At 69.9% G+C, this 22,190-nt stretch carries 21 protein-coding genes and 1 riboswitch; of the genes, 17 read left to right on the top strand and 4 right to left on the bottom strand.

Annotated elements, in window-relative coordinates; translation table 11 throughout:
• Nucleotides 1-14 precede the first annotated feature (14 nt).
• The 4 genes from M2317_RS11200 to M2317_RS11215 all read left to right on the top strand — a co-directional run bounded on the left by M2317_RS11200 (nt 15) and on the right by M2317_RS11215 (nt 4,153).
• Entirely contained in the window at nt 15-611 is a 597-nt protein-coding gene (locus M2317_RS11200) for a pyridoxine/pyridoxamine 5'-phosphate oxidase (RefSeq protein WP_429460172.1), read from the top strand.
• Nucleotides 608-1,054, top strand: a complete 447-nt coding sequence (locus M2317_RS11205) for a cupin domain-containing protein (RefSeq protein ID WP_429460174.1) — start codon at nt 608-610, stop codon at nt 1,052-1,054. The genes M2317_RS11200 and M2317_RS11205 overlap by 4 nt, the downstream gene beginning before the upstream one ends.
• A 7-nt stretch (nt 1,055-1,061) precedes the next feature.
• Nucleotides 1,062-1,155: riboswitch (TPP riboswitch) on the top strand.
• Entirely contained in the window at nt 1,146-1,994 is an 849-nt protein-coding gene (gene thiM / locus M2317_RS11210; protein ID WP_429460176.1) for a hydroxyethylthiazole kinase, read from the top strand. (Overlaps the previous riboswitch by 10 nt.)
• Nucleotides 1,991-4,153 carry a bifunctional hydroxymethylpyrimidine kinase/phosphomethylpyrimidine kinase gene (locus M2317_RS11215; protein ID WP_429460177.1) on the top strand — a complete coding sequence of 721 codons (2,163 nt, stop codon included), beginning with the start codon at nt 1,991-1,993 and terminating at the stop codon, nt 4,151-4,153. Before thiM ends, M2317_RS11215 begins: the two co-directional genes overlap by 4 nt.
• A gap of 9 nt (nt 4,154-4,162) precedes the next feature.
• On the opposite strand, the gene M2317_RS11220 is transcribed toward M2317_RS11215, so the two are convergent.
• Both M2317_RS11220 and M2317_RS11225 read right to left on the bottom strand, forming a co-directional pair.
• The gene (locus M2317_RS11220; protein ID WP_429460179.1) at nt 4,163-5,518 is read right to left on the bottom strand and encodes a hypothetical protein; all 1,356 of its coding nucleotides are present in this window, start codon (nt 5,516-5,518) and stop codon (nt 4,163-4,165) included.
• Complete coding sequence (locus tag M2317_RS11225; protein ID WP_429460181.1) at nt 5,515-6,273, bottom strand: ABC transporter ATP-binding protein; 759 nt, start codon at nt 6,271-6,273, stop codon at nt 5,515-5,517. The genes M2317_RS11220 and M2317_RS11225 overlap by 4 nt, the downstream gene beginning before the upstream one ends.
• Nucleotides 6,274-6,397: 124 nt before the next feature.
• Between M2317_RS11225 and M2317_RS11230 the strand changes: the two genes are divergently transcribed.
• The 9 genes from M2317_RS11230 to argH all read left to right on the top strand — a co-directional run bounded on the left by M2317_RS11230 (nt 6,398) and on the right by argH (nt 16,344).
• Nucleotides 6,398-7,690, top strand: coding sequence for a histidine kinase (locus tag M2317_RS11230; RefSeq protein ID WP_429460183.1), 1,293 nt, complete (start codon nt 6,398-6,400; stop codon nt 7,688-7,690).
• Nucleotides 7,668-8,324, top strand: coding sequence for a response regulator (locus tag M2317_RS11235; protein WP_429460184.1), 657 nt, complete (start codon nt 7,668-7,670; stop codon nt 8,322-8,324). The genes M2317_RS11230 and M2317_RS11235 overlap by 23 nt, the downstream gene beginning before the upstream one ends.
• A 224-nt stretch (nt 8,325-8,548) precedes the next feature.
• Complete coding sequence (gene argC / locus M2317_RS11240) at nt 8,549-9,610, top strand: N-acetyl-gamma-glutamyl-phosphate reductase (RefSeq protein WP_429460186.1); 1,062 nt, start codon at nt 8,549-8,551, stop codon at nt 9,608-9,610.
• The gene (argJ, locus tag M2317_RS11245; protein WP_429460188.1) at nt 9,607-10,764 is read left to right on the top strand and encodes a bifunctional glutamate N-acetyltransferase/amino-acid acetyltransferase ArgJ; all 1,158 of its coding nucleotides are present in this window, start codon (nt 9,607-9,609) and stop codon (nt 10,762-10,764) included. Before argC ends, argJ begins: the two co-directional genes overlap by 4 nt.
• Entirely contained in the window at nt 10,761-11,675 is a 915-nt protein-coding gene (gene argB, locus M2317_RS11250; protein WP_429460190.1) for an acetylglutamate kinase, read from the top strand. The genes argJ and argB overlap by 4 nt, the downstream gene beginning before the upstream one ends.
• Nucleotides 11,672-12,889: an acetylornithine transaminase gene (locus M2317_RS11255; protein WP_429460192.1), complete on the top strand. Its 1,218-nt coding sequence runs from the start codon at nt 11,672-11,674 to the stop codon at nt 12,887-12,889. Before argB ends, M2317_RS11255 begins: the two co-directional genes overlap by 4 nt.
• The gene (gene argF / locus M2317_RS11260; protein ID WP_429460194.1) at nt 12,886-13,809 is read left to right on the top strand and encodes an ornithine carbamoyltransferase; all 924 of its coding nucleotides are present in this window, start codon (nt 12,886-12,888) and stop codon (nt 13,807-13,809) included. Before M2317_RS11255 ends, argF begins: the two co-directional genes overlap by 4 nt.
• A gap of 1 nt (nt 13,810) precedes the next feature.
• Nucleotides 13,811-14,917 carry a heparan-alpha-glucosaminide N-acetyltransferase domain-containing protein gene (locus M2317_RS11265; RefSeq protein WP_429460196.1) on the top strand — a complete coding sequence of 369 codons (1,107 nt, stop codon included), beginning with the start codon at nt 13,811-13,813 and terminating at the stop codon, nt 14,915-14,917.
• Nucleotides 14,914-16,344, top strand: a complete 1,431-nt coding sequence (argH, locus tag M2317_RS11270) for an argininosuccinate lyase (RefSeq protein WP_429460198.1) — start codon at nt 14,914-14,916, stop codon at nt 16,342-16,344. Before M2317_RS11265 ends, argH begins: the two co-directional genes overlap by 4 nt.
• Nucleotides 16,345-16,356: 12 nt before the next feature.
• On the opposite strand, the gene M2317_RS11275 is transcribed toward argH, so the two are convergent.
• Nucleotides 16,357-16,938: a DUF1349 domain-containing protein gene (locus tag M2317_RS11275; RefSeq protein WP_429460200.1), complete on the bottom strand. Its 582-nt coding sequence runs from the start codon at nt 16,936-16,938 to the stop codon at nt 16,357-16,359.
• Between the two features lie 59 nt (nt 16,939-16,997).
• Between M2317_RS11275 and M2317_RS11280 the strand changes: the two genes are divergently transcribed.
• The 4 genes from M2317_RS11280 to M2317_RS11295 are packed head-to-tail and all read left to right on the top strand — an operon-like array spanning nt 16,998 to nt 20,596.
• Nucleotides 16,998-17,642, top strand: a complete 645-nt coding sequence (locus M2317_RS11280) for a SatD family protein (RefSeq protein ID WP_429460203.1) — start codon at nt 16,998-17,000, stop codon at nt 17,640-17,642.
• Nucleotides 17,639-18,466 carry a hypothetical protein gene (locus M2317_RS11285; RefSeq protein WP_429460205.1) on the top strand — a complete coding sequence of 276 codons (828 nt, stop codon included), beginning with the start codon at nt 17,639-17,641 and terminating at the stop codon, nt 18,464-18,466. The genes M2317_RS11280 and M2317_RS11285 overlap by 4 nt, the downstream gene beginning before the upstream one ends.
• Nucleotides 18,467-18,502: 36 nt before the next feature.
• A complete protein-coding gene (tyrS, locus tag M2317_RS11290; RefSeq protein ID WP_429460207.1) occupies nt 18,503-19,807 on the top strand; it encodes a tyrosine--tRNA ligase in 1,305 nt (434 codons plus the stop codon).
• A 3-nt stretch (nt 19,808-19,810) separates the two neighbouring features.
• Nucleotides 19,811-20,596, top strand: coding sequence for a DUF4184 family protein (locus M2317_RS11295; RefSeq protein ID WP_429460209.1), 786 nt, complete (start codon nt 19,811-19,813; stop codon nt 20,594-20,596).
• On the opposite strand, the gene M2317_RS11300 is transcribed toward M2317_RS11295, so the two are convergent.
• Nucleotides 20,597-21,811, bottom strand: a complete 1,215-nt coding sequence (locus M2317_RS11300) for a CoA transferase (RefSeq protein ID WP_429460211.1) — start codon at nt 21,809-21,811, stop codon at nt 20,597-20,599.
• Between the last annotated feature and the right edge of the window lie 379 nt (nt 21,812-22,190).

A 22,190-nucleotide genomic window follows, 5' to 3' on the forward strand; every position in this document is an offset into this window, starting at 1 on the left:
GCCAGGATGGTCGTATGACCGCCTCCTCGGCCGAATGGCTGCGCTCCCAACCGACGCTCACCGGCACGCCGCCGGCGCTCGACCCCTCCGCGCTGCCGGACGTCCCCGAACGGCTCTTTCTCGAGTGGCTCAGCGCCGCGATCGAGGCCGGTGTCCCCGAGCCGCTCGCCATGACACTCGCGACGGTCGCCGCAGACGGCATTCCCGACGCGCGGACGCTGATCATCAAGGACGTCGATCGTCGGGGCTGGGCGTTCGCCGGCTCACGGGCGTCGCGCAAGGGCGAGCAGCTGTCGCTCCACCCCGCGGCCGCCCTGAACTTCTGGTGGCAGCCGGTCATGCGCGCGGTGCGGGTGCGCGGACGCATCGTCGAGGCGGATGCCGAAGAGAGCGCGGCGGATCTCGCGGCGCGTTCGCCGTCCGCCCGTGCGGGCATCGGGCCGGGGGAGTGGGTGCTCTGGCGCGTGGTCCCCGAGCGTGTGGAATTCTGGCAGGGCGCGGTCGATCGCAGGCACACGCGCATCGTGTACGAGCGGACGGGTGAGAGCTGGACCCACCGCATCGTCATCGGCCATACCGACAACCCGCCGAACGGAGAGATCAGCGCATGAGCGACTACGAAGTCATCAGCATCGGAGCGCCGGACGCCTGGCGCGAGCACTTCGGCGGCTTCGACCCGTCTCGCTCGAGGGACGGGCGCCGGGTCGTCGATCACGAACTGACGATGCAGTACATCGGTATGACCGCCAACGCGTTGCTGCCGGGAGAGGAAGCGGGCTACTGGCACACCCACTCCCATGTCGAGGAGCTGTACGTGTTCCTCGCCGGCCACGGACAGATGGGTCTGGACGAGGACGTCGTCGACGTCGAGGCCGGTACGGTGATCCGCGTCGCTCAGAACGTGTGGCGCACCTGGCGTGCGCGACCGGACAGCGACGGCGAGCTGCGCTGGCTGTGCATCCGCGCCGGCGGCGAGCAGCTTCCGCACCTGCCGAACGACAGCAGTCGGGGGCCGGAGCGTCCGATGCCCTGGGCGGGCCAGAAGAACCAATAGACTGCGAGGCAGTGACACGGGGTGCCGCGACCGCGGCTGAGAACAGACCCGTCGAACCTGATCTAGTTCGTACTAGCGAAGGGATGTCGCGATGAGCGATCTTCTGCGTCCAGTTTCCGATACCGACCTCGTCTCCGAGGCCGCGACCCTGCTGGCGGAGCTGCGCGCCGCGCCTCCATTGACCCAGTGCATCACGAACGCGGTGGTCACCGGCTTCACCGCCAACGTCCTGCTCGCGCTCGGCGCAGCCCCGGCGATGGTCGACATCGTCGGCGAGTCCGAGACGTTCGCCTCCATCGCCTCCGGCGTGCTCATCAATCTCGGCACGCCGCGACCCGAGCAGCGCGCGGCGAGCCGCGAAGCGGTCGCCGGGGCCGCCGCGGCCGGGACGCCGTGGGTGCTCGACCCCGTCGCCATCGGTGCGCTGCCGGTGCGCACCGCCCTCGCGCACGAGCTCGTTTCGCTGCGACCTGCCGCGATCCGCGGCAACGCCTCTGAGATCCTCGCCCTCGCAGGCGCCAGCACCGGTGGCCGCGGCGTAGACACCACGGACACGACGGATGCCGCGGCCGACGCGGCGTTCTCGCTCGCGCAGCGCCACGGCAGCGTCGTCGCCGTCTCCGGGCCGGTGGATCTGATCACCGACGGCCGCCGCGTCATCCGCATTTCGAACGGCGACGAGCTGCTCACCCGTGTCACCGGTGGCGGCTGCGCGCTGGGCGCGGTGATGGCGGCGTTCCTCGGGACTGCGCGAGCGACAGGGGCCGATGCGCTGACCGCGGTCGCCGCGGCGAGTCTGGTCTATACGATCGCGGCAGAACGGGCGGCATCCGTCTCCACCGGCCCAGGAAGCTTCGCCGTGGCGCTGCTGGACGCGCTCGCCGCCGTTCAGCCCGGCGACCTCGCTGCGGCCGCACGCATCGAGGAGGTGACCCGATGACCGCGGATCTCTCGCTCTACCTCGTCACCGATGCGGCGCTGTGCGGAGACCGCGGTGTCGTCGAAACGGTACGGCAGGCGGTGGACGGCGGCGTGCGCATCGTCCAGCTCCGGGACAAAGCGGCGACGGATGCCGAGATCACCGCGCAGCTCGTCGAGCTGTCGACCGTGATCGACGGCCGGGCACTGCTCGTCGTGAACGACCGACTCGACGCCGCGCTCGCCGCGCGTGCGCTGGGCGCGCGCGTGGACGGGGTGCATCTCGGCCAGGGCGACGCGTCCGTGCTCCGTGCCCGTGAGGTTCTCGGGCCGGACGCTCTGATCGGTCTGACGGCGAACAGCCCCGCGCATCTGGATGCGGTGCTCGCACTGCCCGACGGCACGGTGGACTATCTGGGGGTCGGCGTGATCCGCCCGACCACCACGAAGCCGGATCACCCGCCGGCGCTCGGGATCGACGGGTTCCGGAGGTTCGCCGCGGCCAGCCCGCTGCCGTGCGTGGCGATCGGCGGCATCGCCCTCGAGGATGCCGCCGCGCTCAGGGACGCAGGGGCAGCCGGCATCGCGGTCGTCTCCGCGCTGTGCGCAGCGGTCGATCCGCGTGCGGCGGCGACCGAGTTCCTGCGCCGATGGCGCGCCCGGTCGACGCCTCGCGTGCTCAGCATCGCGGGCAGCGACCCGTCCGGAGGCGCCGGCATCCAGGCGGACCTGAAATCGATCGCCGCGAACGGCGGTTACGGGATGGCGGTCATCACCGCGCTGACGGCGCAGAACACCCGGGGCGTCCGCGCCGTGCATGTGCCACCGCCCGTCTTCCTGCAGTCTCAGCTCGATGCGCTCTCCGAGGACATCGTGATCGATGCGGTGAAGATCGGGATGCTGGCGAACGCGGACGTGATCCGCACCGTGACCGCCTGGCTCGACGCCGAGCGTCCGCCGATCGTCGTCGTGGATCCGGTGATGGTGGCCACCAGCGGTGACCGTCTGCTCGATGCGGACGCCGAAGACGCGCTGCGAGCACTCCTGACGAGGGCCGACGTCGTGACGCCGAACCTCGCCGAGCTGGCGGTGCTGGCGGGGCGCACGATCGACGGCTGGACCGATGCGCTCGCCGCAGCGGAGTCACTGTCGGCGCAGATCGCGGCCGCGGTGCTCGTCAAGGGCGGGCACCTCTCGGGCGACGACGCGCCGGATGCCCTCGTGAATGCGGCGCAGCGCACGCGCCACGAGTTCACCGGCACGCGCATCGCGACGGCGAACACGCACGGCACCGGGTGCTCGCTGTCGTCGGCGATCGCCACGCGCCTCGCTCGCGGGGACGACCCCGAGCACGCGGTCGCGGCTGCTCGTGCCTGGTTGCGCGAGTCCCTTCGGGCGAGCGGCGCCCTGCGCGTCGGCCGAGGGCACGGCCCGATCAGTCACTTCGCGGGGCTGTGGGACCGAGGCGGCCTCGACACCCGTCCGTCGGCCGCCGAGATCGCCGATGACTGGTGGGACCGCATCCGCGGCATCCGCGACGGCATCGACGAGCTCGAGTTCATCCGTGGACTGGCCGACGGCACGCTGGAACGCGAACCGTTCGTGTTCTACCTCGGCCAGGACGCCCTGTATCTGCGCGAGTATGCGCGGGTGCTCGCCGAAGCGGCCAGGCTCGCGCCGACGTCCGAGGAACAGGCGTTCTGGGCCGGCGGGGCGCAGGGATCGATCGTCGGCGAGCTCGAACTGCATGCGTCGTGGCTGACGCCGGAGCACGGCGTGTCGACTGACACGTTCCGCGCCGACCCGTCCGCCACGACGAGCGCGTACCTGGATCATCTGCGCTCGACCGGGTTCGGCGGCGACTACGCCGAGCTGATCGCCGCGATCCTGCCGTGCTACTGGCTGTACACCGACCTGGGCGCGCGCCTGCACGCGGGGGAGTTCGGCGAGTACGCGCGCGACCCGCGGCATCCGTACGCCTCCTGGCTCGCCACCTATGCGGATCCTTCTTTCGAGGAGGCGACGGCGAAGGCGATCGCGTACGTCACGCAGACAGCCGCGGCATCCGACTCCGAGACGAGGGCGCGGATGTTCCGCGCGTTCGAGAGATCCAGCGCCCTGGAGCTGCAGTTCTTCGCCGCTCCTCTGGACGCTGCCGTGCGCACACCGCTGGCGGTGTGACGACGCCGGTCACTCGGCGGCGAGACGTCGGGCGAGCGGCTCTCGAAGCCGGAGCAGCGTGGGCAGGACGGTGGCGGATGCCGTGAGCACGAGTCCGACCGCGACGAGCGCAGCAGCGGCACCGAGGTCGTAGACGGGGTCGGCGGGGAGGAACCGGTTCAGGGCGGCGCCGCTGATCAGCGCGGTGCCGACGATGACGATGGCCGCGAGCAGTGCGGCGGTCACGACATGGATCACGGCCTGCCACAGCGCCGCCGCGACCACGACGCCGCGGGTCGCGCCGCTGGCGCGCAGCAGCGACTGCTCGGCCCCCTGCGTCCGGTTGCTCATGAACAGCACCACGGCTGCGCCCGTGGCACCGAGTGCGACTGGTCCGCCGATCAGGAGCATCACCTGGAGGATGCCGAGGTCGAAGTTCCCCGGCATCCCGGCGTCCGTCATGGCCGTTCCGGTGGTCGCCGCCATGGTCATCAGCCCGCCGAGCAGCGCTGTCCCGACGAACAGCGGCGTCACCGAAGCCGTGCTGCGCCCGAGGTGATAGCGCGCCTGATTCCGAGCGAGGAACCAGGTGGTCGAGGTGCGCGGCGGGATGATCGCCGTCCACGCACGCAGCACGGCGGGGGACAGCACCGGTGCGACGGTCGCGACGATGGCGGTGAGGTACGCCGGCAGCAGCGGGAACTGCGATATCGCGGTGCTGCGCTCGTCCGCGCGGAACGGTGCCATGGCGCCGCCGACGCCCGCTGCGAGCAGCACCACGATGCAGAGGATCCAGCGCCACCAGCTCATGTGCTTGGACTCCGGAGCCGGCTCCCGCAGTGCGCTCAGCGGCGGCGTCCGCCCGGCGGACACGGCCGCACGCAGGCCGCCGACAAGCGTCACCGCGAGCGTGAGCGGCACCACGACCATCGCGGTGAAGGCGCCGGGGCGGACCGTCGCACTCGACCACCACGACGAGTCGGTCTCGAACACGGCATGCAGGAAGACCGGCACGACCGGGATCGAGATCACGAAGCCGAGGCAGCCCGCCACCAGCCCGGCGCACACCAGCTGGGCGAGCACCACGACGGTCGCCTGGCCCGGGCCGACCCCGGACAGCAGCCAGCGCGCGTATGCCGGTCGATGCAGATCGATCGCGAGGCGCGCGACGGCGGCGACCACGATCGCTCCGGCGGGGATGCTGAGCAGCAGCAGGATCGACAGGAAACTGATCGACGCATCCAGGATCTCGCCGCCGACGTCCAGACCGGTCTCCAGCATCGCGATCCCGGTCGCGAACGACAGAGCCGCGATCGCGGCCACGAGGACGAGGCCGATCCAGGTGGTCCACCCGTGGCGCAGCTCGGCGAGGATCAGCCGGATCACGCGACAGCTCCGCTCGGTGCGGCCCCGTGCAGAGCGGCGAGGATGCCTCCGGCAGACGGACGGGTCAGTTCGGCGACGACCGCGCCGTCCCGGAGCACCAGCGTCCGGTCCGCGCGCGCTGCTGCATCCAGGTCATGCGTCACCAGCACGACGCTGCGATCACCGGATGCGTGGGCTCGCAGCAGGTCCAGGATCTGCGCTCCAGTGGTCGTGTCGAGAGCGCCGGTCGGTTCGTCCGCGAACACGACCTCCGGACGGGCGGCGAGCACACGAGCGATCGCGACCCGCTGCTGCTGCCCTCCGGAGAGCTCGCCCGGCCGCTTGTGCGCGTGACCGGAGAGTCCGACGGCCGCCAGCGCCGCTGCGGCGTCCGGTGCACGGCACCCGCGCAGGCGGGCGGGCAGCGCGACGTTCTCACCCGCGCTCAACGAAGGGATGAGGTTGTAGCTCTGGAACACGAATCCCAGCCGGTCGCGTCGCAGCTTCGCCAGCCGGCTCTGGGAGAGCGCGTCCACGCGGGTGCCGCCGAGGGAGATCTCACCGGAGTCCACGCGTTCGAGACCCGCGAGACAGTACAGCAGCGTGGACTTCCCAGAGCCGCTCGGTCCGACGATGCTGAGCATCTCGCCCCGCCGCACCAGGACGTCGATGCCGCGCAGCACCGTGACCGGCGACGCCCTGCGCACGGGGTAGCTCTTCTCGACGCCGCGTGCGATGAGCATCGGCGCCATGGGGACGAGGGCAGGATCAGTCATGCATCCAGTCCAGCTCCGACCGGCACGGCGTGCACCCGTCCGCACGCTCCCATCGGGGTGGACCTGGCGCTACCTTCGTGCGCCGGATGCCGGTCGCCGGATGACGCGTGCATAGGCTGAGCACGTGCGCACCGAGACGATCTGGCAGGGGCTGATGCTGGCGCCCCCACGGTTCCTCCTGTCGCGCTGGCCGTGGCTCGCGCTGCTCTCGGTCGTGATCAGCGCGGTCCTCGGCATCGTCCTGATCCTGCCGGTGGTCGCCACCGTGGTGATCCTCCCGCTCTGGGGGATCCTCTTCGGCGTCATCGAGCGTCGACGGCTGCGCATCGTCGGAGCGCCGGCCCGCGCGAGCGGGCACGTCAGAGTCCCGCGCGAGGAACGCCACAACTGGCTCGGAGTGCGGCTCACCGAACCCACGACCTGGCGCGAGGTGTCCGCGCTGCTGCTGGGCATCCTGCTCGGACTGCTCGGGTTCTGCCTGCTCCTGGCCCAGTGCATCGCGGTCGGCCTGCCGATCGCATTGGCGGTCACCGCTCTGACGCAGCCGCCGGCAGAGGTGAACCTCTTCGCCGACGTGCGGGTCACGGTGAGCTCGGAGAACTGGTGGCACGGACTCCTCGCGCTCCCGCTCGTGCTCGCGCTCGCCGCGTATCTCAATGCGGCGTTCACCGCGGTGCACGCCGGCGTCATCGGCTGGTTGATCGCGCCGCGCTCCGCGGAGATCGATCGGCGCGTGGCGCAACTCACGCACTCGCGTGCGGCGATCGTCTCCGCGCACGAGGCCGAGCGGCGCCGCATCGAACGGGATCTGCACGACGGCGTGCAGCAGGAACTGGTCGGCATCGCCGCCCGCCTCGGCATCCTCGAACTCGAACTCGCCACCGGCGATGCGGATTCGGCTGAAGACGCGCTGCGCGCGGCGCAGGACCAGACCGAGCGCGCTCTGGCATCGCTGCGCTCGACGGTGCGGGGCATCCATCCCGCGATTCTCACGGACCATGGATTGGCGGCGGCATTGAGCGAACTCGCGGGCCGGAGCAGCCTCCCACTGCGGATCCATGACAACGGGATGCCGCGGCTGGATCCCGCCGCGGGGGCGGCCGGCTATTTCCTGGTGACGGAGGCGATGACGAACGCCGTGAAGCACACCTCCGCCTCCCGGATCCTGGTGGACCTCGACGCCGAGCACGACACCGCCGTCATCCGTGTGACCGATGACGGACACGGTGGTGCCGACCCCGAGCGCGGCACGGGACTGCGGGGACTCGCCGGACGCGCCGAGGCGATCGGCGGGACGCTGTCGATCTCGAGCCCGGCAGGCGGACCGACCGTCCTGTCGATGTCGCTGGCGCTCCCCGCCGACCGGGCGCCGCGTGTTCCGGAAGGACATGCGGATGCGCATACTGCTCGCGGATGATGCCACGCTTCTCCGGGAGGCGCTGTGCGCCCTGCTGGAGCGGCTCGGCCACGAGATCGTCGCCACCGCCGTCGATGCGCCCGGACTGCTGCGCGCGTATGCGGCGCAGTCCGTGCCGCCGGACATCGTCGTCACTGACGTGCGCATGCCCCCCGACGGCACCGATGACGGGTTGCGTGCGGCGCTGAGCATTCGGCGGCACCGGCCGATGCAGCCCGTGCTCGTCCTGTCGCAATACGTCGCCGAGCGCTATGCACGAGATCTTCTTCTGCTCCCCGAGGCGGCGGTGGGCTATCTGCTGAAGGAGCGCGTGAACCGGGTGAGCGATTTCGACCGCGCGCTCGCCGCCGTCGCCTCCGGGGGAACGGTCATCGACCCCGAGGTCACCCGGCATCTCCTGCGCTCGGATGCCGCCGGTCCTCTCGACGCGCTCACGCCGCGCGAGCGCGAGGTGCTCGCGCTGATGGCGGATGGCGCATCGAACGCCGAGATCGCCTCGACGCTGTTCCTGAGCGACGCGGCGATCCGCAAGCACATCGGCAACATCTTCGCCGGCCTCGGACTGTGTCCTGCCGACGAGAATCGCAGAGTGCGCGCGATCCTCGTCTTCCTGCAGGCCCAGCACGCCCGATGACCCGCGTGAGGTCCCGGATTTGCGCCCGACTCGCCGCGGGCGATATCGTCACGGCATGCCTTCGGTCGCACCCGCTTCGCTGACGCTCCTCCCGAGCGTCGCTCCGGTGCGCCGACGCCGCGACGACCGCCGACTCTAGGCGACCTCGCGTTTCTGCCTGCACCGGCACTGGCGTGAGCGTCGCCGCCTCCGTCGACGACCATCCCGACCGTTAAGGTGGAACCATGACGTATTCCGTCGCCGTCTCCGGCGCATCCGGCTATGCGGGAGGCGAGATCCTGCGCCTGCTGGCCGATCATCCCGACATCGACATCCGCACCGTCACCGCGCATTCCAACGCGGGGCAGCCGCTGATCCAGCACCAGCCGCACCTGCGCTCGCTCGCGCATCTCGAACTGCAGGACACGACTCCTGAGATCCTCTCCGGGCACGACATCGTATTCCTCGCTCTGCCGCACGGTCAGTCCGGTCAGTACACGGATGCCCTTGGCGAGGTGCCGCTCGTCATCGACGCCGGCGCCGACCACCGTCTGACCTCGAAGAGCTCGTGGGATGCCTTCTACGGCGGCCACTTCCACGACGCGTGGACGTACGGCGTCCCCGAGCTCCTGGTCGGCGGTACGAAGCAGCGCGAGCATCTGCGCGGTGCCACTCGGATCGCGGCACCCGGATGCAACGCCTCCACCGTGAGCCTCAGCCTGGTCCCCGGTGTGGCAGCCGGCGTCATCGACGCGTCCGACATCGTCTCGGTCCTGGCCGTCGGTCCCTCCGGCGCCGGAAAGAGCCTCAAGACCAACCTTCTCGGCAGCGAGATCCTCGGAACCGCCAATCCCTACGCGGTCGGCGGCACCCACCGGCACATCCCCGAGATCCAGCAGGCGCTTCGACAGGCTCAGCGAGCGGGGGAGGCAGGCGCGATCGACCCGCGGATCTCCTTCACGCCCGTGCTGGTCCCGATGTCGCGCGGCATCCTGGCGACCTCGACCGCTCCGATCGCCGGCGACGTCACGGATGCGCAGATCCGGGATGCCTGGGAGAGCGCCTACGGCGATGAGACGTTCGTCCAGCTGCTGCCCGAAGGGCAGTTCCCCCGCACCGCTGACGTGCTGGGCGCCAACACCGCGCTCATCGGTCTCGCGATCGACCGCGCCGCGAACCGCGTCACCGTCGTCACCGCGGTCGACAATCTCGTCAAGGGCACCGCGGGCGCCGCTATCCAATCCATGAACATCGCGCTCGGGCTGCCCGAAGCCCGCGCCCTCACCGTGAACGGAGTCGCCCCGTGAGCGTCACCGCCCCCGCAGGATTCGAGGCGGCCGGAGTCGCCGCAGGCCTGAAGTCGACCGGCAAGCCGGACGTCGCCGTCGTCGTGAACCGCGGCCCGCGCAAGGTCGGTGCTGCCGTCTTCACGAGCAACCGCGCCAAGGCCAACCCCATCATCTGGTCGCAGCAGGTCATCCAGGATCGTGTCGTCGAGGCCGTGGTCCTCAACTCCGGCGGTGCGAACTGTTTCACCGGTGCCTTCGGATTCCAGACGACCCACCAGACTGCCGAGAAGGCGGCTGAACTGCTCGACATCAGCGCCGGCGACGTGCTGGTGTGCTCCACCGGGCTCATCGGCACCGGAGACGAGACCTTCCGCTCCCGCGTCCTCGCGGGGACCGAGCAGGCCATCGCCGAACTCTCGGCAGACGGCGGCGACAGCGCAGCCCAGGCGATCATGACCACCGACACGGTCGCGAAGACCGCCGTGATCTCGCGCGACGGCTGGACGATCGGCGGCATGGCCAAGGGGGCGGGCATGCTCGCGCCGGGGCTGGCCACGATGCTTGTCGTGATCACCACGGATGCCGATCTGGAGGCACTCGAGGCCGACACCGCTCTGCGGGCGGCGACGGGCAGGACGTTCGACCGTCTCGATTCGGACGGGTGCATGTCGACCAACGACCAGGTCACGCTCCTCGCCAACGCTGCGAGCGGCGTGAAGCCGGACCTCGCGGACTTCTCAGCCGCGCTGCGCGAGCTCTGCCAGGAGCTCGCCGTCAAGCTCCAGGGCGACGCCGAGGGCGCCAGCCACGACATCACGATCCGCGTGACGAACGCGGCGACCGAGCAGGATGCCGTCGAGGTCGGCCGCTCCGTGGCGCGCAACAACCTCTTCAAAGCCGCCATCTTCGGCAACGACCCGAACTGGGGCCGCGTGCTCGCGGCGATCGGCACGACGAACGCGCAGTTCGATCCGTACGACGTCGACGTGTGGATGAACGGCGTGCGGGTGTGCACCCAGGGCGGCCCTGACCGCCCTCGGGAGGACGTCGATCTCGCGCCGCGGGCGACCGACGTGCTCATCGACCTGAAGGTCGGCGATGCCGAGGCCACGATCCTCACCAACGACCTCACGCACGACTACGTCCACGAGAACAGCGCGTACTCCTCATGACCGACCTCCAGGACACCACGCCGGACGTCGCCGCCGAGAAGGCATCGACACTCATCGAGTCGCTGCCGTGGCTGAAGAAGTTCCGCGACCAGATCGTCGTCGTCAAGTACGGCGGCAACGCCATGGTCTCGGACGAGCTCCAGGACGCCTTCGCGCAGGACATCGCCTACCTCCGCTATGTCGGCGTGCTGCCGGTCGTCGTGCACGGCGGTGGGCCGCAGATCTCCCACATGCTCGACCGGCTCGAGATCCCCAGCGAGTTCAAGGGCGGCTACCGCGTCACCAACACCGAGGCGATCAGCGTCGTGCGGATGGTGCTGACGGGGCAGGTGAATCCTCAGCTGGTCGCCAAGATCAACTCGCACGGACCGATCGCCACCGGCCTGAGCGGTGAGGACGCCGGCCTGTTCGGCGGACGTCGTCGCGGCGTCGTGATCGACGGCGAGGAGGTGGATCTCGGTCGCGTCGGCGACGTCGTCCAGGTCGATCCCACGCCGGTCCTCGACCACCTGGCGGCAGGGCGGGTCCCCGTGGTGTCCAGCATCGCTCCCGACCTCGATCATCCAGGTCAGTCGCTGAACGTCAACGCGGATGCCGCGGCATCCGCCCTGGCGACCGCTCTCGGAGCGCGCAAGCTCGTGATCCTCACCGATGTGCCCGGCCTCTACGCCGACTGGCCGAACCGGGACTCGCTCGTGTCGCACATCACTTCCGGGGATCTCGTCGAGATGCTGCCCTCGCTCGAATCGGGCATGATCCCGAAGATGCGAGCATGCCTGGATGCGGTGGAGAAGGGCGTCGACGCCGCGGCAATCATCGACGGACGGGTGCCGCACTCGGTGCTCGTCGAACTGTTCACCAGCAAGGGAATCGGGACCGAAGTCGTCCTGGGAGAGAAGAAGAACGCATGACCGTCTGGCAGGAGGACGCCGCGCGCGATCTGGTGCTCAACGCGGGGGACCGGCTGGAGCTGCTGACCCGCGGTGAGGGCTCGTACCTGTACGACGGCGATGACAAGCGCTACCTCGACTTCCTCGCCGGCATCGCGGTGACGTCGCTCGGCCACGCGCACCCGGTGTTCGTCGAGGCGATCTCCCGGCAGGCCGCGACCCTGGCGCACGTGTCGAATTACTTCGCGACGCCCCCGCAGCTGGCTCTCGCCGCTCGACTGAAGCGGCTGGCCGGTGCCGGCATCGACGGACGCGTGTTCTTCTCGAACTCCGGCGCCGAGGCGAACGAGGCCGCGTTCAAGCTCGCCCGTCTGCACGGCGGCGCAGAGCGCCCGCGGATCATCGCTCTCGAGAACGCGTTCCACGGCCGCACGATGGGATCGCTCGCGATGACGGCGAAGCCCAGCATGCGCGCCCCGTTCGAGCCCATGCCCGGCGGCGTCGAGCACATCCCGGCCACCATCGAGGCGCTCGAAGCGGCGATGGATGACCACGTGGCGGCCGTCATCGTGGAGCCGATCCAGGGCGAGGCCGGTGTCGTCGAACTGCCCGAGGGCTACCTCGCGGCTGCACGTTCGCTGACGCTCGCATACGGCGCCCTGCTGATCGTCGACGAGATCCAGACCGGCGCCGGACGCACCGGTGCCTGGTTCGGATTCAGCCACGACGGCATCACCCCCGACGCCATCACGCTCGCCAAGGGCATCGGCGGCGGGTTCCCGATCGGCGCGCTCGTCACGTTCGGCGCGGCGAGCTCGCTGTTCACGCCCGGTTCGCACGGCTCGACGTTCGGCGGCAACCCGCTGGGCACGGCGGTCGCGGATGCCGTGCTCGCCGAGATCGAGCGCGCAGGGCTCGTCGAGAACGCTGCCGCACGCGGCGCCCAGTTGCGGTCGGTCATCGACGCGATCGATTCGCCACTGGTCATCGGGACCCGCGGCAAGGGACTCCTGATCGGCGTTGCGCTGTCTGCACCGGTCGCAGGAGAAGTCGTCGCCGCGGCCCAGCAGCGCGGCCTGATCGTCAACGCCGCGAACCCGGAGACGATCCGGATCGCACCGGCGCTCACGATCGGGGATGCCGAGATCGAAGAATTCCAGACGCTGTTCGCCGCCTCGCTCGCCGATGTGCAGGCGTCGCTCGCGGCATCCGAGACCGAAGGGGTTTCCGCATGACCCGTCACCTGCTGCGCGATGACGACCTGACTCCCGCGGAGCAGGCCGAGATCCTCGATCTCGCGGTCGAGTTGAAGAAGGACCGCTGGGCCGACAAGTCGCTCGCCGGCCCGCAGACCGTCGCCGTGATCTTCGACAAGTCCTCGACCCGCACGCGGGTGTCGTTCGCGGTGGGCATCGCCGACCTCGGCGGCTCACCGTTGATCATCAGCACCGCCAGCAGCCAGCTCGGCGGCAAGGAGACCCCGTCGGACACCGCTCGAGTGCTCGAGCGCCAGGTCGCGGCGATCGTGTGGCGCACCTACGCGCAGGCCGGGCTCGAGGAGATGGCCGCCGGTACCCGCGTCCCGGTCGTCAACGCGCTGTCCGACGACTTCCACCCGTGCCAGCTGCTGGCCGACCTGCTCACGATCCGCGAGCACAAGGGCGACCTGAAGGGGCTCACGCTCACGTTCTTCGGCGACGGGCAGAGCAACATGGCGCACTCGTACGCCCTCGCCGGCGTCACCGCGGGCATGCACGTGCGCATCGCGTCCCCGGACGACTACGCGCCGCGTGCCGACGTGATCGAGGCGGCCGATCGCCGTGCGGCGGAGACCGGCGGGTCCATCACCCTCTACACCGACCCGAACGAGGCTGCCGCAGGTGCGGACGTCGTCGTCACCGACACCTGGGTGTCGATGGGCAAGGAGGAGGAGAAGCTCGCACGCATCCGAGACCTCGGCGGATACAAGGTCACCCCCGAGACCATGCAGATCGCCGACCCGGATGCGATCTTCATCCACTGCCTCCCGGCCGATCGCGGCTATGAGGTGGACTCCGATGTGATCGACGGCCCGCAGAGCGTGGTGTGGGACGAAGCCGAGAACCGCCTGCACGCGCAGAAGGCGCTGCTGGTCTGGCTGCTCCGACAGGGCTGACATGATGGCGCGCGGGCTGTCCGACCGGTGGGAGCGGTTGAACGGCCCGGCGCGCATCGGCGGTGTCGATCTCGCCCGTGGTCTCGCGGTCATCGGCATGTTCGCGGCGCACCTGCTCGCGACGACCGACCACTGGGACTGGGACGACCCATCGACCTGGCTCTTCATCGTCGACGGTCGTTCGTCGATCCTGTTCGCCACCCTGGCCGGCGTCTCGATCGGACTGGTGACGGGCGGTGCGGTTGCGCTCACCGGTGATCGCATGCGCACCGCCCGGGGCCGGTTGGCCGTTCGAGCCGGGATGCTGTGGCTCACCGGCATCCTGCTGATCCTCACCGGTGTGCCGGTGTACGTGATCCTGCCCGCCTACGCGATTCTCTTCCTGCTCGCCCTGCCGTTCACGGCGGCGACGTCGAGCATCGTGCTGTGGACCGCCGCCGGGATCGGCGCAGTGATGGCGTTCGTGCAGCCGCTGCTGAACGAACTGCCGCTCTGGTCCGGCCCGTTCGGCGAAGAGCTCTCGGCCGCGCTGGGCTGGAACTATCCGTTCCCGGTGTGGATCGCGTTCGTGCTGGCCGGTCTCGGCATCGCGCGCGCCGATGTGCGGCGCCTGCGCACCCAGTTCTGGATGCTGGGGGCGGGGTCCGCGCTCGCGGTCGTCGGCTACGCCGGTCTCGCGGCGCCGCAGGATTCCCTGTACCTGCAGCGGGTGCTGACCGCGGAACCGCACTCGTCCGGCCTGTTCGAGGTCTTCGGCACGGGCGGTTTCGCGATCGCCGTGATCGGCGCCTGCCTGCTGATCTGCCGGCTGGACCTGATCCGGATGCTCGTGCTGCCGCTGCGCGCCACCGGTGCGATGCCCCTCACGGCCTATACCGCGCAGTTGGTCATCTGGGCGGTGGTCGCGCTGACGGCGTTCGGCGACACGGGAGATCTTCTCGCCTTTCGTGCGATGGAACCGTTCTGGCCGCTCACGATCGGCACGATCGTCGGCTGCACGGCGTGGGCGGTGCTCATCGGCCGTGGCCCGCTGGAGTGGCTGCTGGATCGCACGGCGAAGGTCGCCGTTCCGGCGCGGCCCCGAGGGATCGGTAGGCTGAATCCATGAGCGAGGCGAAGCAGGACGGGACGAACGAAGGCGCGCTCTGGGGCGCACGATTCGCGAGCGGACCGTCTCCGGAGCTGGTGGAGCTGAGTCGTTCCACGCACTTCGACTGGATCCTCGCCCCCTACGACATCGCCGGCTCGCACGCGCACGCCACGGCGCTCGAGGCCGCGGGCTACCTCGAGCCGGATGAGTCCCGTCGTATGCACGAGGGGCTGGATGCCGTGGCCCGCAAGGTCGCCGACGGGACGATCGTCGCTCAGCCCACAGACGAGGACGTCCACGGCGCGCTGGAGCAGGCGCTGATCGCCGAGCTCGGACCGGAACTGGGCGGGCGTCTGCGCGCGGGCCGCAGCCGCAACGACCAGATCGCGACGCTCGTGCGGATGTACCTGATCGACCACGCGAAGGTCATCGCCCGAGATCTGCTGCGCGTGATCGACGCGCTGGTGGCACAGGCCGAAGCTCACCCGGACGCGATCCTGCCCGGACGCACCCATCTTCAGCACGCGCAGCCGGTGCTGCTCGCCCACCACCTGCAGGCGCACGGCTGGCCGCTGGTCCGCGAGCTCGAGCGCCTCGTCGACTGGCGCGTCCGCGCCGGCGTTTCGCCGTACGGCGGGGGAGCACTCGCCGGTTCCACGCTCGGGCTCGACCCGGCTCTGGTCGCTTCCGAACTCGGACTCGATCGCCCTGCGGAGAACTCCCTGGACGGCACGGCCGCACGCGACGTGGTCGCCGAGTTCGCGTTCATCGCGGCGATGACGGGCGTCGACCTCTCGCGCCTTTCCGAAGAGATCATCCTCTGGAACACGCGCGAGTTCGGCTTCGTGACCCTGCACGACGGCTATTCCACCGGCTCGAGCATCATGCCGCAGAAGAAGAACCCGGACATCGCCGAGCTCGCCCGCGGCAAGTCCGGCCGGCTGATCGGCAACCTGTCCGGCCTCCTGGCGACCCTCAAGGGCCTTCCGCTCGCGTACAACCGCGATCTGCAGGAGGACAAGGAGCCCGTGTTCGACTCGGTGCAGACGCTCGAGGTGGTCCTGCCCGCCTTCGCCGGGATGATCGCGACCCTTCGCTTCGACACGACGCGGATGGCCGAGCTGGCGCCGCAGGGCTTCTCGCTCGCGACCGATGTGGCGGAGTGGCTCGTGAAGCGCCGTGTGCCCTTCCGCGACGCGCACGAGATCTCAGGTGCCCTCGTCCGCGCCTGCGAGGAGCAGGGGATCGGCCTGGAAGATGCCTCTGACGAGCTGCTGATCTCGGTCTCGCCGCACCTCGTCCCCGAGGTGCGTGAGGTTCTCTCGATCGAGGGCTCGGTCGCATCGCGGACCGGAGCGGGCGGCACTGCCGGCGTACGGGTCGCCGAGCAGCGCGCCGAGCTCATCGCCCGTGCGCAGAAGGCAGCGCACGCTCTGGGGCTGTAGCGCGGACGCAGGTCAGTGCAGGGACGCGTCGGCTTCCGTGCGCACCCACCGCGTGAATCTCACGACGAGTCCTGATCGAGTGGGCGCGGCCAGGAACGGGCCAGCGGTCGCCGCGGCATCCGGATCGAACGGAGCGACCCGCACGAGTCGCCATTCACCGTCGTCCGCCTTCGCCCTGACGATCACGGCGTCCGGCCAGCGGCTCACGCGGACGGTGATCTCGGCATCCAGCCACTCGTCCACGAACCCGACCGACCAGTCCGATCGGCCGTCGGTGACGACGGCGCCGAGTCCGAGATGACCGTCGGCGTACTCGATGCCGGCTTTGACCCAGCGGGCGTCGTCGATGCGCACGAACACGCCCGCCTGGTCGAACTGGCCGTCCCACGGGGCGTGGAAGGAGACTTCCATCGCCTCGCCGACGGCGAGCGGCGCGGTGAGCGCGTGCTCGGTGTCGTGCACGAAGCCGTAGGCGGTGTGCCGCCACGCGTCGCTGCCCTCGATGGCGGTCACATCGAGGTGGCCGTCGTCGGTGATCGTCTCGGGGTGGTGAGTCCAGGTTCCCTGCTGCCAGTGGATGCGTGTTTCAGGCATATTCTCTCTAAATAACGTATAAGTGCATATATTTGGATTATGCGTGTTATGGTTATGACATGGTCATCGCCGTGATCGCCGACATCGTCGGCTCCCGTCGCCTGGAGGATCGGGCATCCGCACAGCGCGTGCTAGATGAGGCCATCGCGCGCGTCGAGGAGGACCTCCCGCTCGCGACGCAGCCGCTGACGCCCACAGTAGGGGACGAGCAGCAGGCGGTCTACGCCCGTCTCGGCGATGCGCTGACATCGCTGCTCATGCTTCAGCTCGCCCTGCCGGACGGGATCTCGTTCCGCTTCGGCATCGGGGTCGGGGCGATCCGCGCCATCGACTCCGCGAACGGGGACCTCTCGGACGGACCAGGCTGGTACGCCGCGCGCGACGCGATCGAGACGGTGCACGCCCGTGAACAGCGCGCCGTGCCGCGCATGCGCACGTGGATCGTCGGTGCCCCGGGGCAGGATGAGGTCATGGAGCCCGTGATCGCCGCATCGAACGCGTATCTGCTGACCCGCGACGAGCTGGTCGGCGCCATGAGCGGACGCGAACGACGCCTCACATACGGTCGTCTGATCGGCACCCCCCAGGCAGACCTCGCGCGTGCGGAGGGCATCACGCAGCCGAGCGTGTCCAAGTCGCTGCGCAGCGCAGGGGCCGCGGCGCTGATCGACGGAGTGGCGCAGCTGAGAGGGATGGTCGCATGATCCTCGCCGGCTTCCTGCTGCTGGCCGTCGGAGCAGTCGATCTCGTGCGCCAGTTCGTGCCCCGACGCTGGATCGGCTACCTCGTGACGCTCATCGTGCTGCTCGTGCTCGGCAGCGTCGCGGACGCGCTGCTGCCGATGATCCTGGCGATCGCGGTCGGTGCGGCCTGGGTGCTGGCCATGCCGAGGGATCGCGATTCCCGGCTCGGCTTCTGGCCGGCGGTCGTCCTCGCCTTCATCGTCGCGCTCTCGGTCGCGTGGGCAGGAGCACGTCCGGATGCCGGCATCATCGGCCTGTCCTGGCGGATGGGTTCCCCGTTCGGCCCGATCCCCTTCGACCTCGTCGTCCTCGTCATCGGCGTCGTCGCGTTCCTGCTGGAATCGGCGAACCTTGTCGTCAGGGCGGCGCTCTCCGGCGAGCACACCTGGCGACCGGACGACGCGGGGATCGCAGCGGAAGCGGGCAGTGCGGTCGAGGACGCCATCGCAGCGGAGGGCGACGAGGGCACTGACGGCACGACGAGCGTCGACGGCGCGACCGGGGTCGAGCCCGTCGGGATCCCCCGGCCGACGCAGCGCGGCGGCTTCAAGGGCGGGCGCCTGATCGGACCGCTCGAGCGCGTGATCGTGTTCATGCTCACTCTCACCGCCGCATACCCCATCCTCGCTGCGATGCTGGCGGCGAAGGGCATCGTGCGGTTCCCTGAGATCTCCAAGGACGGCGAGACAGGAGCCCGCGCGGAGTACTTCCTGGTCGGAAGCCTGGTCAGCTGGGTGATCGCGCTGGGCGCGGCGTTCCTGGTGTGGTGGGGCGTGCACGCCTGACCGTCCGGCGCGCGGCGCGCTGATAGCCTGGAACGCGTGTCGAATACCCCTCTGACGACTGCTCCGCAGGCGATCGATCCCGCGTTCGAGAACGTGTGGGATGAGATCGTCTGGCGCGGCCTCGTCCACGTGTCCACCGATCAGGAGGCGCTGCGCGCCCTTCTCGCCGGGGACCCGATCACGTATTACTGCGGGTTCGACCCGACCGCGCCCAGCCTGCACCTCGGCAACCTCGTGCAGCTGCTGACGCTGCGCCGGCTGCAGCTGGCCGGTCACAAGCCGCTCGGCCTCGTCGGCGGTTCGACGGGGCTGGTCGGCGACCCCGGCGGACGCGACACCGAGCGCGTGCTGAACCCCGTCGAGACGGTGGAGGAGTGGGTCGGGAAGCTGCGCGCTCAGGTCGAGCGCTTCCTCAGCTTCGAGGGCGACAACGCCGCGCGCATGGTGAACAACCTCGACTGGACGGCGCCGCTCAGTGCGATCGACTTCCTGCGGGGGATCGGCAAGCACTTCCGCGTCGGCACGATGATCAAGAAGGATGCCGTTTCCGCGCGGTTGAACTCCGAAGCCGGCATCAGCTACACCGAGTTCAGCTACCAGATCCTGCAGGGCCTGGACTACCTCGAGCTCTACCGCCGCTACGGCTGCGTGCTGCAGACCGGTGGCAGCGACCAGTGGGGCAACCTCACGAGCGGAACGGATCTCATCCACCGGGTCGAGGGCGTCTCCGTGCACGCGATCGGCACGCCGCTGATCACGAACAGCGACGGCACCAAGTTCGGCAAGAGCGCGGGCAACGCGATCTGGCTCGATCCCGAGATGTGCAGCCCGTACCGGATGTACCAGTTCTGGCTGAACACCGACGATGCCGACGTCATCACGCGCCTGAAGGTCTTCACGTTCCTCACGAGGGCCGAGATCGAGGAGTACGAGCAGCTCGTCGAAACCGAGCCGTTCCGCCGTGCCGCGCAGAAGCGCCTGGCGCTCGAGGTCGTCGCCACGGTGCACGGCATCGATGCGGCGGCCGCGGTGGTCGCAGCATCCGAGGCTCTGTTCGGTCAGGGCGATCTGACAGCGCTGGATGCTGAGACGCTGCGCTCGGCTCTGTCGGAGCTGCCGAACGCGACGGTGCCCGCCGGCACTCCGATCGTCGATGCGCTGGTCGCGACCGAACTGGTGTCCTCCAACGGTGAGGCGCGTCGGGCCATCGCCCAGGGCGGAGTGACGCTGGACGGCGCCCGTGTCGAGGACGAGTCGGTCGTGGTGCAGGGTACCCTGCCCGGTGGCGTCTCGGTGCTCCGGCGAGGGAAGAAGACGCTCGCGGGCGTGTTCATCGGCTGACCCGTGCCGTTCACGCCGAGCCATGCGGTCGTCGCGCTGCCGTTCGTGCGCACGCCGCTGATCCCGGCGGCGATCGCCATCGGCGCGATGACGCCGGATCTTCCGCTCTTCGTCAGGGGCGCCGGTCTCGGGTACGGCTTCACCCACACCTGGGCGAACCTGCTGTGGACGGGCATCATCGCCTTCGTGCTCTTCCTGATCTGGCGGGTGCTGCTGAGGCCGGCCGTGGGCGAACTCGCACCGGCGTTCGTCGCCGCGCGCCTTCCGCGCGAATGGGAGCAGAAGCCGGGGGCAGCGGCGCGACAGGCGCTCGGTGCGGGGGAGCGGCGGGGGTATCCGCTACTGCTGGCGGCATCTCTGCTGATCGGCGTCGCCTCGCACATCCTGTGGGACCTGTTCACGCACGACGGGCGCTGGGGCAGTCAGATGCTTCCGGTTCTGGATGCCCAGTGGGGCCCGCTGCCCGGATTCAAATGGCTGCAGCACGGGTCGAGCGCGATCGGCCTGATCATCATCGGGATCTGGATGCTGGTGTGGCTGCGCCGTCGGCTGCCGCGCGCCGACCTCCATCGGCTGCTGCCTGGCTGGGTCCGCGTCGCATGGTGGCTGTCGCTGCCGGCGGTGCTCGTGGCCGCATGGGTGTCCGGGACGATCGCTTTCGGCCCGTTCACCGACGCGTTCACGGTGCAGCATCTGGCCTATCGGGTGCTGCCTCCGGCGTGCGCGGTGTGGGGAGCGCTCACCGCCGTGCTGTGCGCGGTGATCGGGGTTCGGCGCAGCCGTCGCTGATCACCAGGCCGCCGTGTCCTGTCCCCACGCCCGCGGAGCTGCGAACTCGAGCCCGGGAATCGCGGAGCGCACCGTGACGAGTTCCTGACCTTCGACCAGGAAACGCTGCGTGTGCGCCGCCGGGTCGACCGTCGGCGCTGGGTCGGGCTCGGCGATGCGCGGCATCCCGAGCAGCTCGGCGGCGACGCGGCGCAACGACGTGCGCACGGCGAGCGTGGTGCCGTCCTCGGCTCGGCGATGGATCGCGTCGCAGACGGCGGCGGCCAGAAGGTAGCCGGCGGAGTGATCGAGGGCTTGAGCGGGGAGAGCTCCTGGCCGATCTCCGTCCGGCGACTCGACCATCGCGATCCCGGACTCGGCCTGCACCAGGCTGTCGAACCCCCGTCGGTCGGGGTGATCATGTCCCCAGGCGCTCAGCTCGGCGACGATGAGCCCCGGATGCCGATCCGCCAGCTCCTCGCGGGATAGTCCGAGCCGCGCGACGGCCGACGGCCGGTACCCGAGGACCAGGACATCCGCGGCGCCGAGGAGCTCGTCGAACAGGGCCGAACGCGCGTCGAGGATCGTCGAGCGCTTGCCATGACCGGTGTCGAGATGCTGCCAGGTCGGCTCCGCGAGACCCGGTGGGTCGACCCGCAGGACGTCGGCGCCCAGGAGCGCGAGCGTGCGCGTGCAGACGGGACCGGCGATCACACGGGTGAGATCGAGAACGCGGATGCCGTCGAGGCCGGGGCGGGTCGGGGGACGACGGCGGGTCCCCCGTCCGGTGATGACGGAATCGACCAGGGGAGTACGGCGAAGCGACCTGTCCGTGTCCGGCTCCTCGGGGCGTACCGCGACGGCGAGACCGCCGGCGTCCGTGACGCGGGCGACGGCATCCTCCACCGGGAGATCGGCCAGCACCGAAGCCAGGGAACCAGCCCCGGCATCCGCACTCAGATCGAGAGCACGGCGCAGGGCTCGCGCGTGATGCGGATAGTTCCCATGGGTGCGGACCCAGCCGTCCGCCGTGCGCCAGAATCCCGACATCGGAGACCACACATCGGGTGCGAGCCCGTCGATCGTGAGGTGCCGATCACTTCGATACGCCGCAGCGATGCGGTCGGCATCGACTTTCGCGGCATCGACGGACGGATGCCGGGCGGCACGACACACGGCGAGCACGCTCGCATGCGCGAGGACATCGACGGCAAGACGTGAGGGGAGTGCTTGCATGGCCCGATCGTACGACCGCTCGAGGAACCGCGGGCCCGAGAAGTCGGGCGACACGCCCGGGAGTCGGCCCGGATTTGCCCGACCCCCGGATCCCACGTAAGTTATTACCTGTTCGCCCCACAGGGTTGAGAGAGACCAGCTGGTCAGCTCCCCTCAAGCGGCGGACAACCTCCCGAAAACAGTTCGAACACCCCGGTGTGAGACTGTGACGGGATGCCTTGCGATCCATGGATCGCGAGTCGAGTTCGCTCGGCTCGCCGATTTGACAAACGGATCAAGCGAGGTAAGATAGAGAAGTTGCCCTTCGGGCCTGGTCGTGAGGCTGGGTCGGGGGAGCGTCTGATCCTTGAGAACTCAACAGCGTGCACTTGTCAAATGC

Source organism: Microbacterium sp. ZKA21, assembly GCF_050434165.1.
Taxonomy (GTDB): Bacteria; Actinomycetota; Actinomycetes; order Actinomycetales; family Microbacteriaceae; genus Microbacterium.

Coding starts and splice junctions, on each gene's coding strand:
- M2317_RS11200 (WP_429460172.1), top strand. CDS start 15: ATGACCGCCTCCTCGGCCGAATGGCTGCGCTCCCAACCGACGCTCACC.
- M2317_RS11205 (WP_429460174.1), top strand. CDS start 608: ATGAGCGACTACGAAGTCATCAGCATCGGAGCGCCGGACGCCTGGCGC.
- thiM (WP_429460176.1), top strand. CDS start 1,146: ATGAGCGATCTTCTGCGTCCAGTTTCCGATACCGACCTCGTCTCCGAG.
- M2317_RS11215 (WP_429460177.1), top strand. CDS start 1,991: ATGACCGCGGATCTCTCGCTCTACCTCGTCACCGATGCGGCGCTGTGC.
- M2317_RS11225 (WP_429460181.1), bottom strand. CDS start 6,273: ATGACTGATCCTGCCCTCGTCCCCATGGCGCCGATGCTCATCGCACGC.
- M2317_RS11235 (WP_429460184.1), top strand. CDS start 7,668: ATGCGCATACTGCTCGCGGATGATGCCACGCTTCTCCGGGAGGCGCTG.
- argC (WP_429460186.1), top strand. CDS start 8,549: ATGACGTATTCCGTCGCCGTCTCCGGCGCATCCGGCTATGCGGGAGGC.
- argB (WP_429460190.1), top strand. CDS start 10,761: ATGACCGACCTCCAGGACACCACGCCGGACGTCGCCGCCGAGAAGGCA.
- M2317_RS11255 (WP_429460192.1), top strand. CDS start 11,672: ATGACCGTCTGGCAGGAGGACGCCGCGCGCGATCTGGTGCTCAACGCG.
- argF (WP_429460194.1), top strand. CDS start 12,886: ATGACCCGTCACCTGCTGCGCGATGACGACCTGACTCCCGCGGAGCAG.
- M2317_RS11265 (WP_429460196.1), top strand. CDS start 13,811: ATGATGGCGCGCGGGCTGTCCGACCGGTGGGAGCGGTTGAACGGCCCG.
- argH (WP_429460198.1), top strand. CDS start 14,914: ATGAGCGAGGCGAAGCAGGACGGGACGAACGAAGGCGCGCTCTGGGGC.
- M2317_RS11275 (WP_429460200.1), bottom strand. CDS start 16,938: ATGCCTGAAACACGCATCCACTGGCAGCAGGGAACCTGGACTCACCAC.
- M2317_RS11280 (WP_429460203.1), top strand. CDS start 16,998: ATGGTCATCGCCGTGATCGCCGACATCGTCGGCTCCCGTCGCCTGGAG.
- M2317_RS11285 (WP_429460205.1), top strand. CDS start 17,639: ATGATCCTCGCCGGCTTCCTGCTGCTGGCCGTCGGAGCAGTCGATCTC.
- M2317_RS11300 (WP_429460211.1), bottom strand. CDS start 21,811: ATGCAAGCACTCCCCTCACGTCTTGCCGTCGATGTCCTCGCGCATGCG.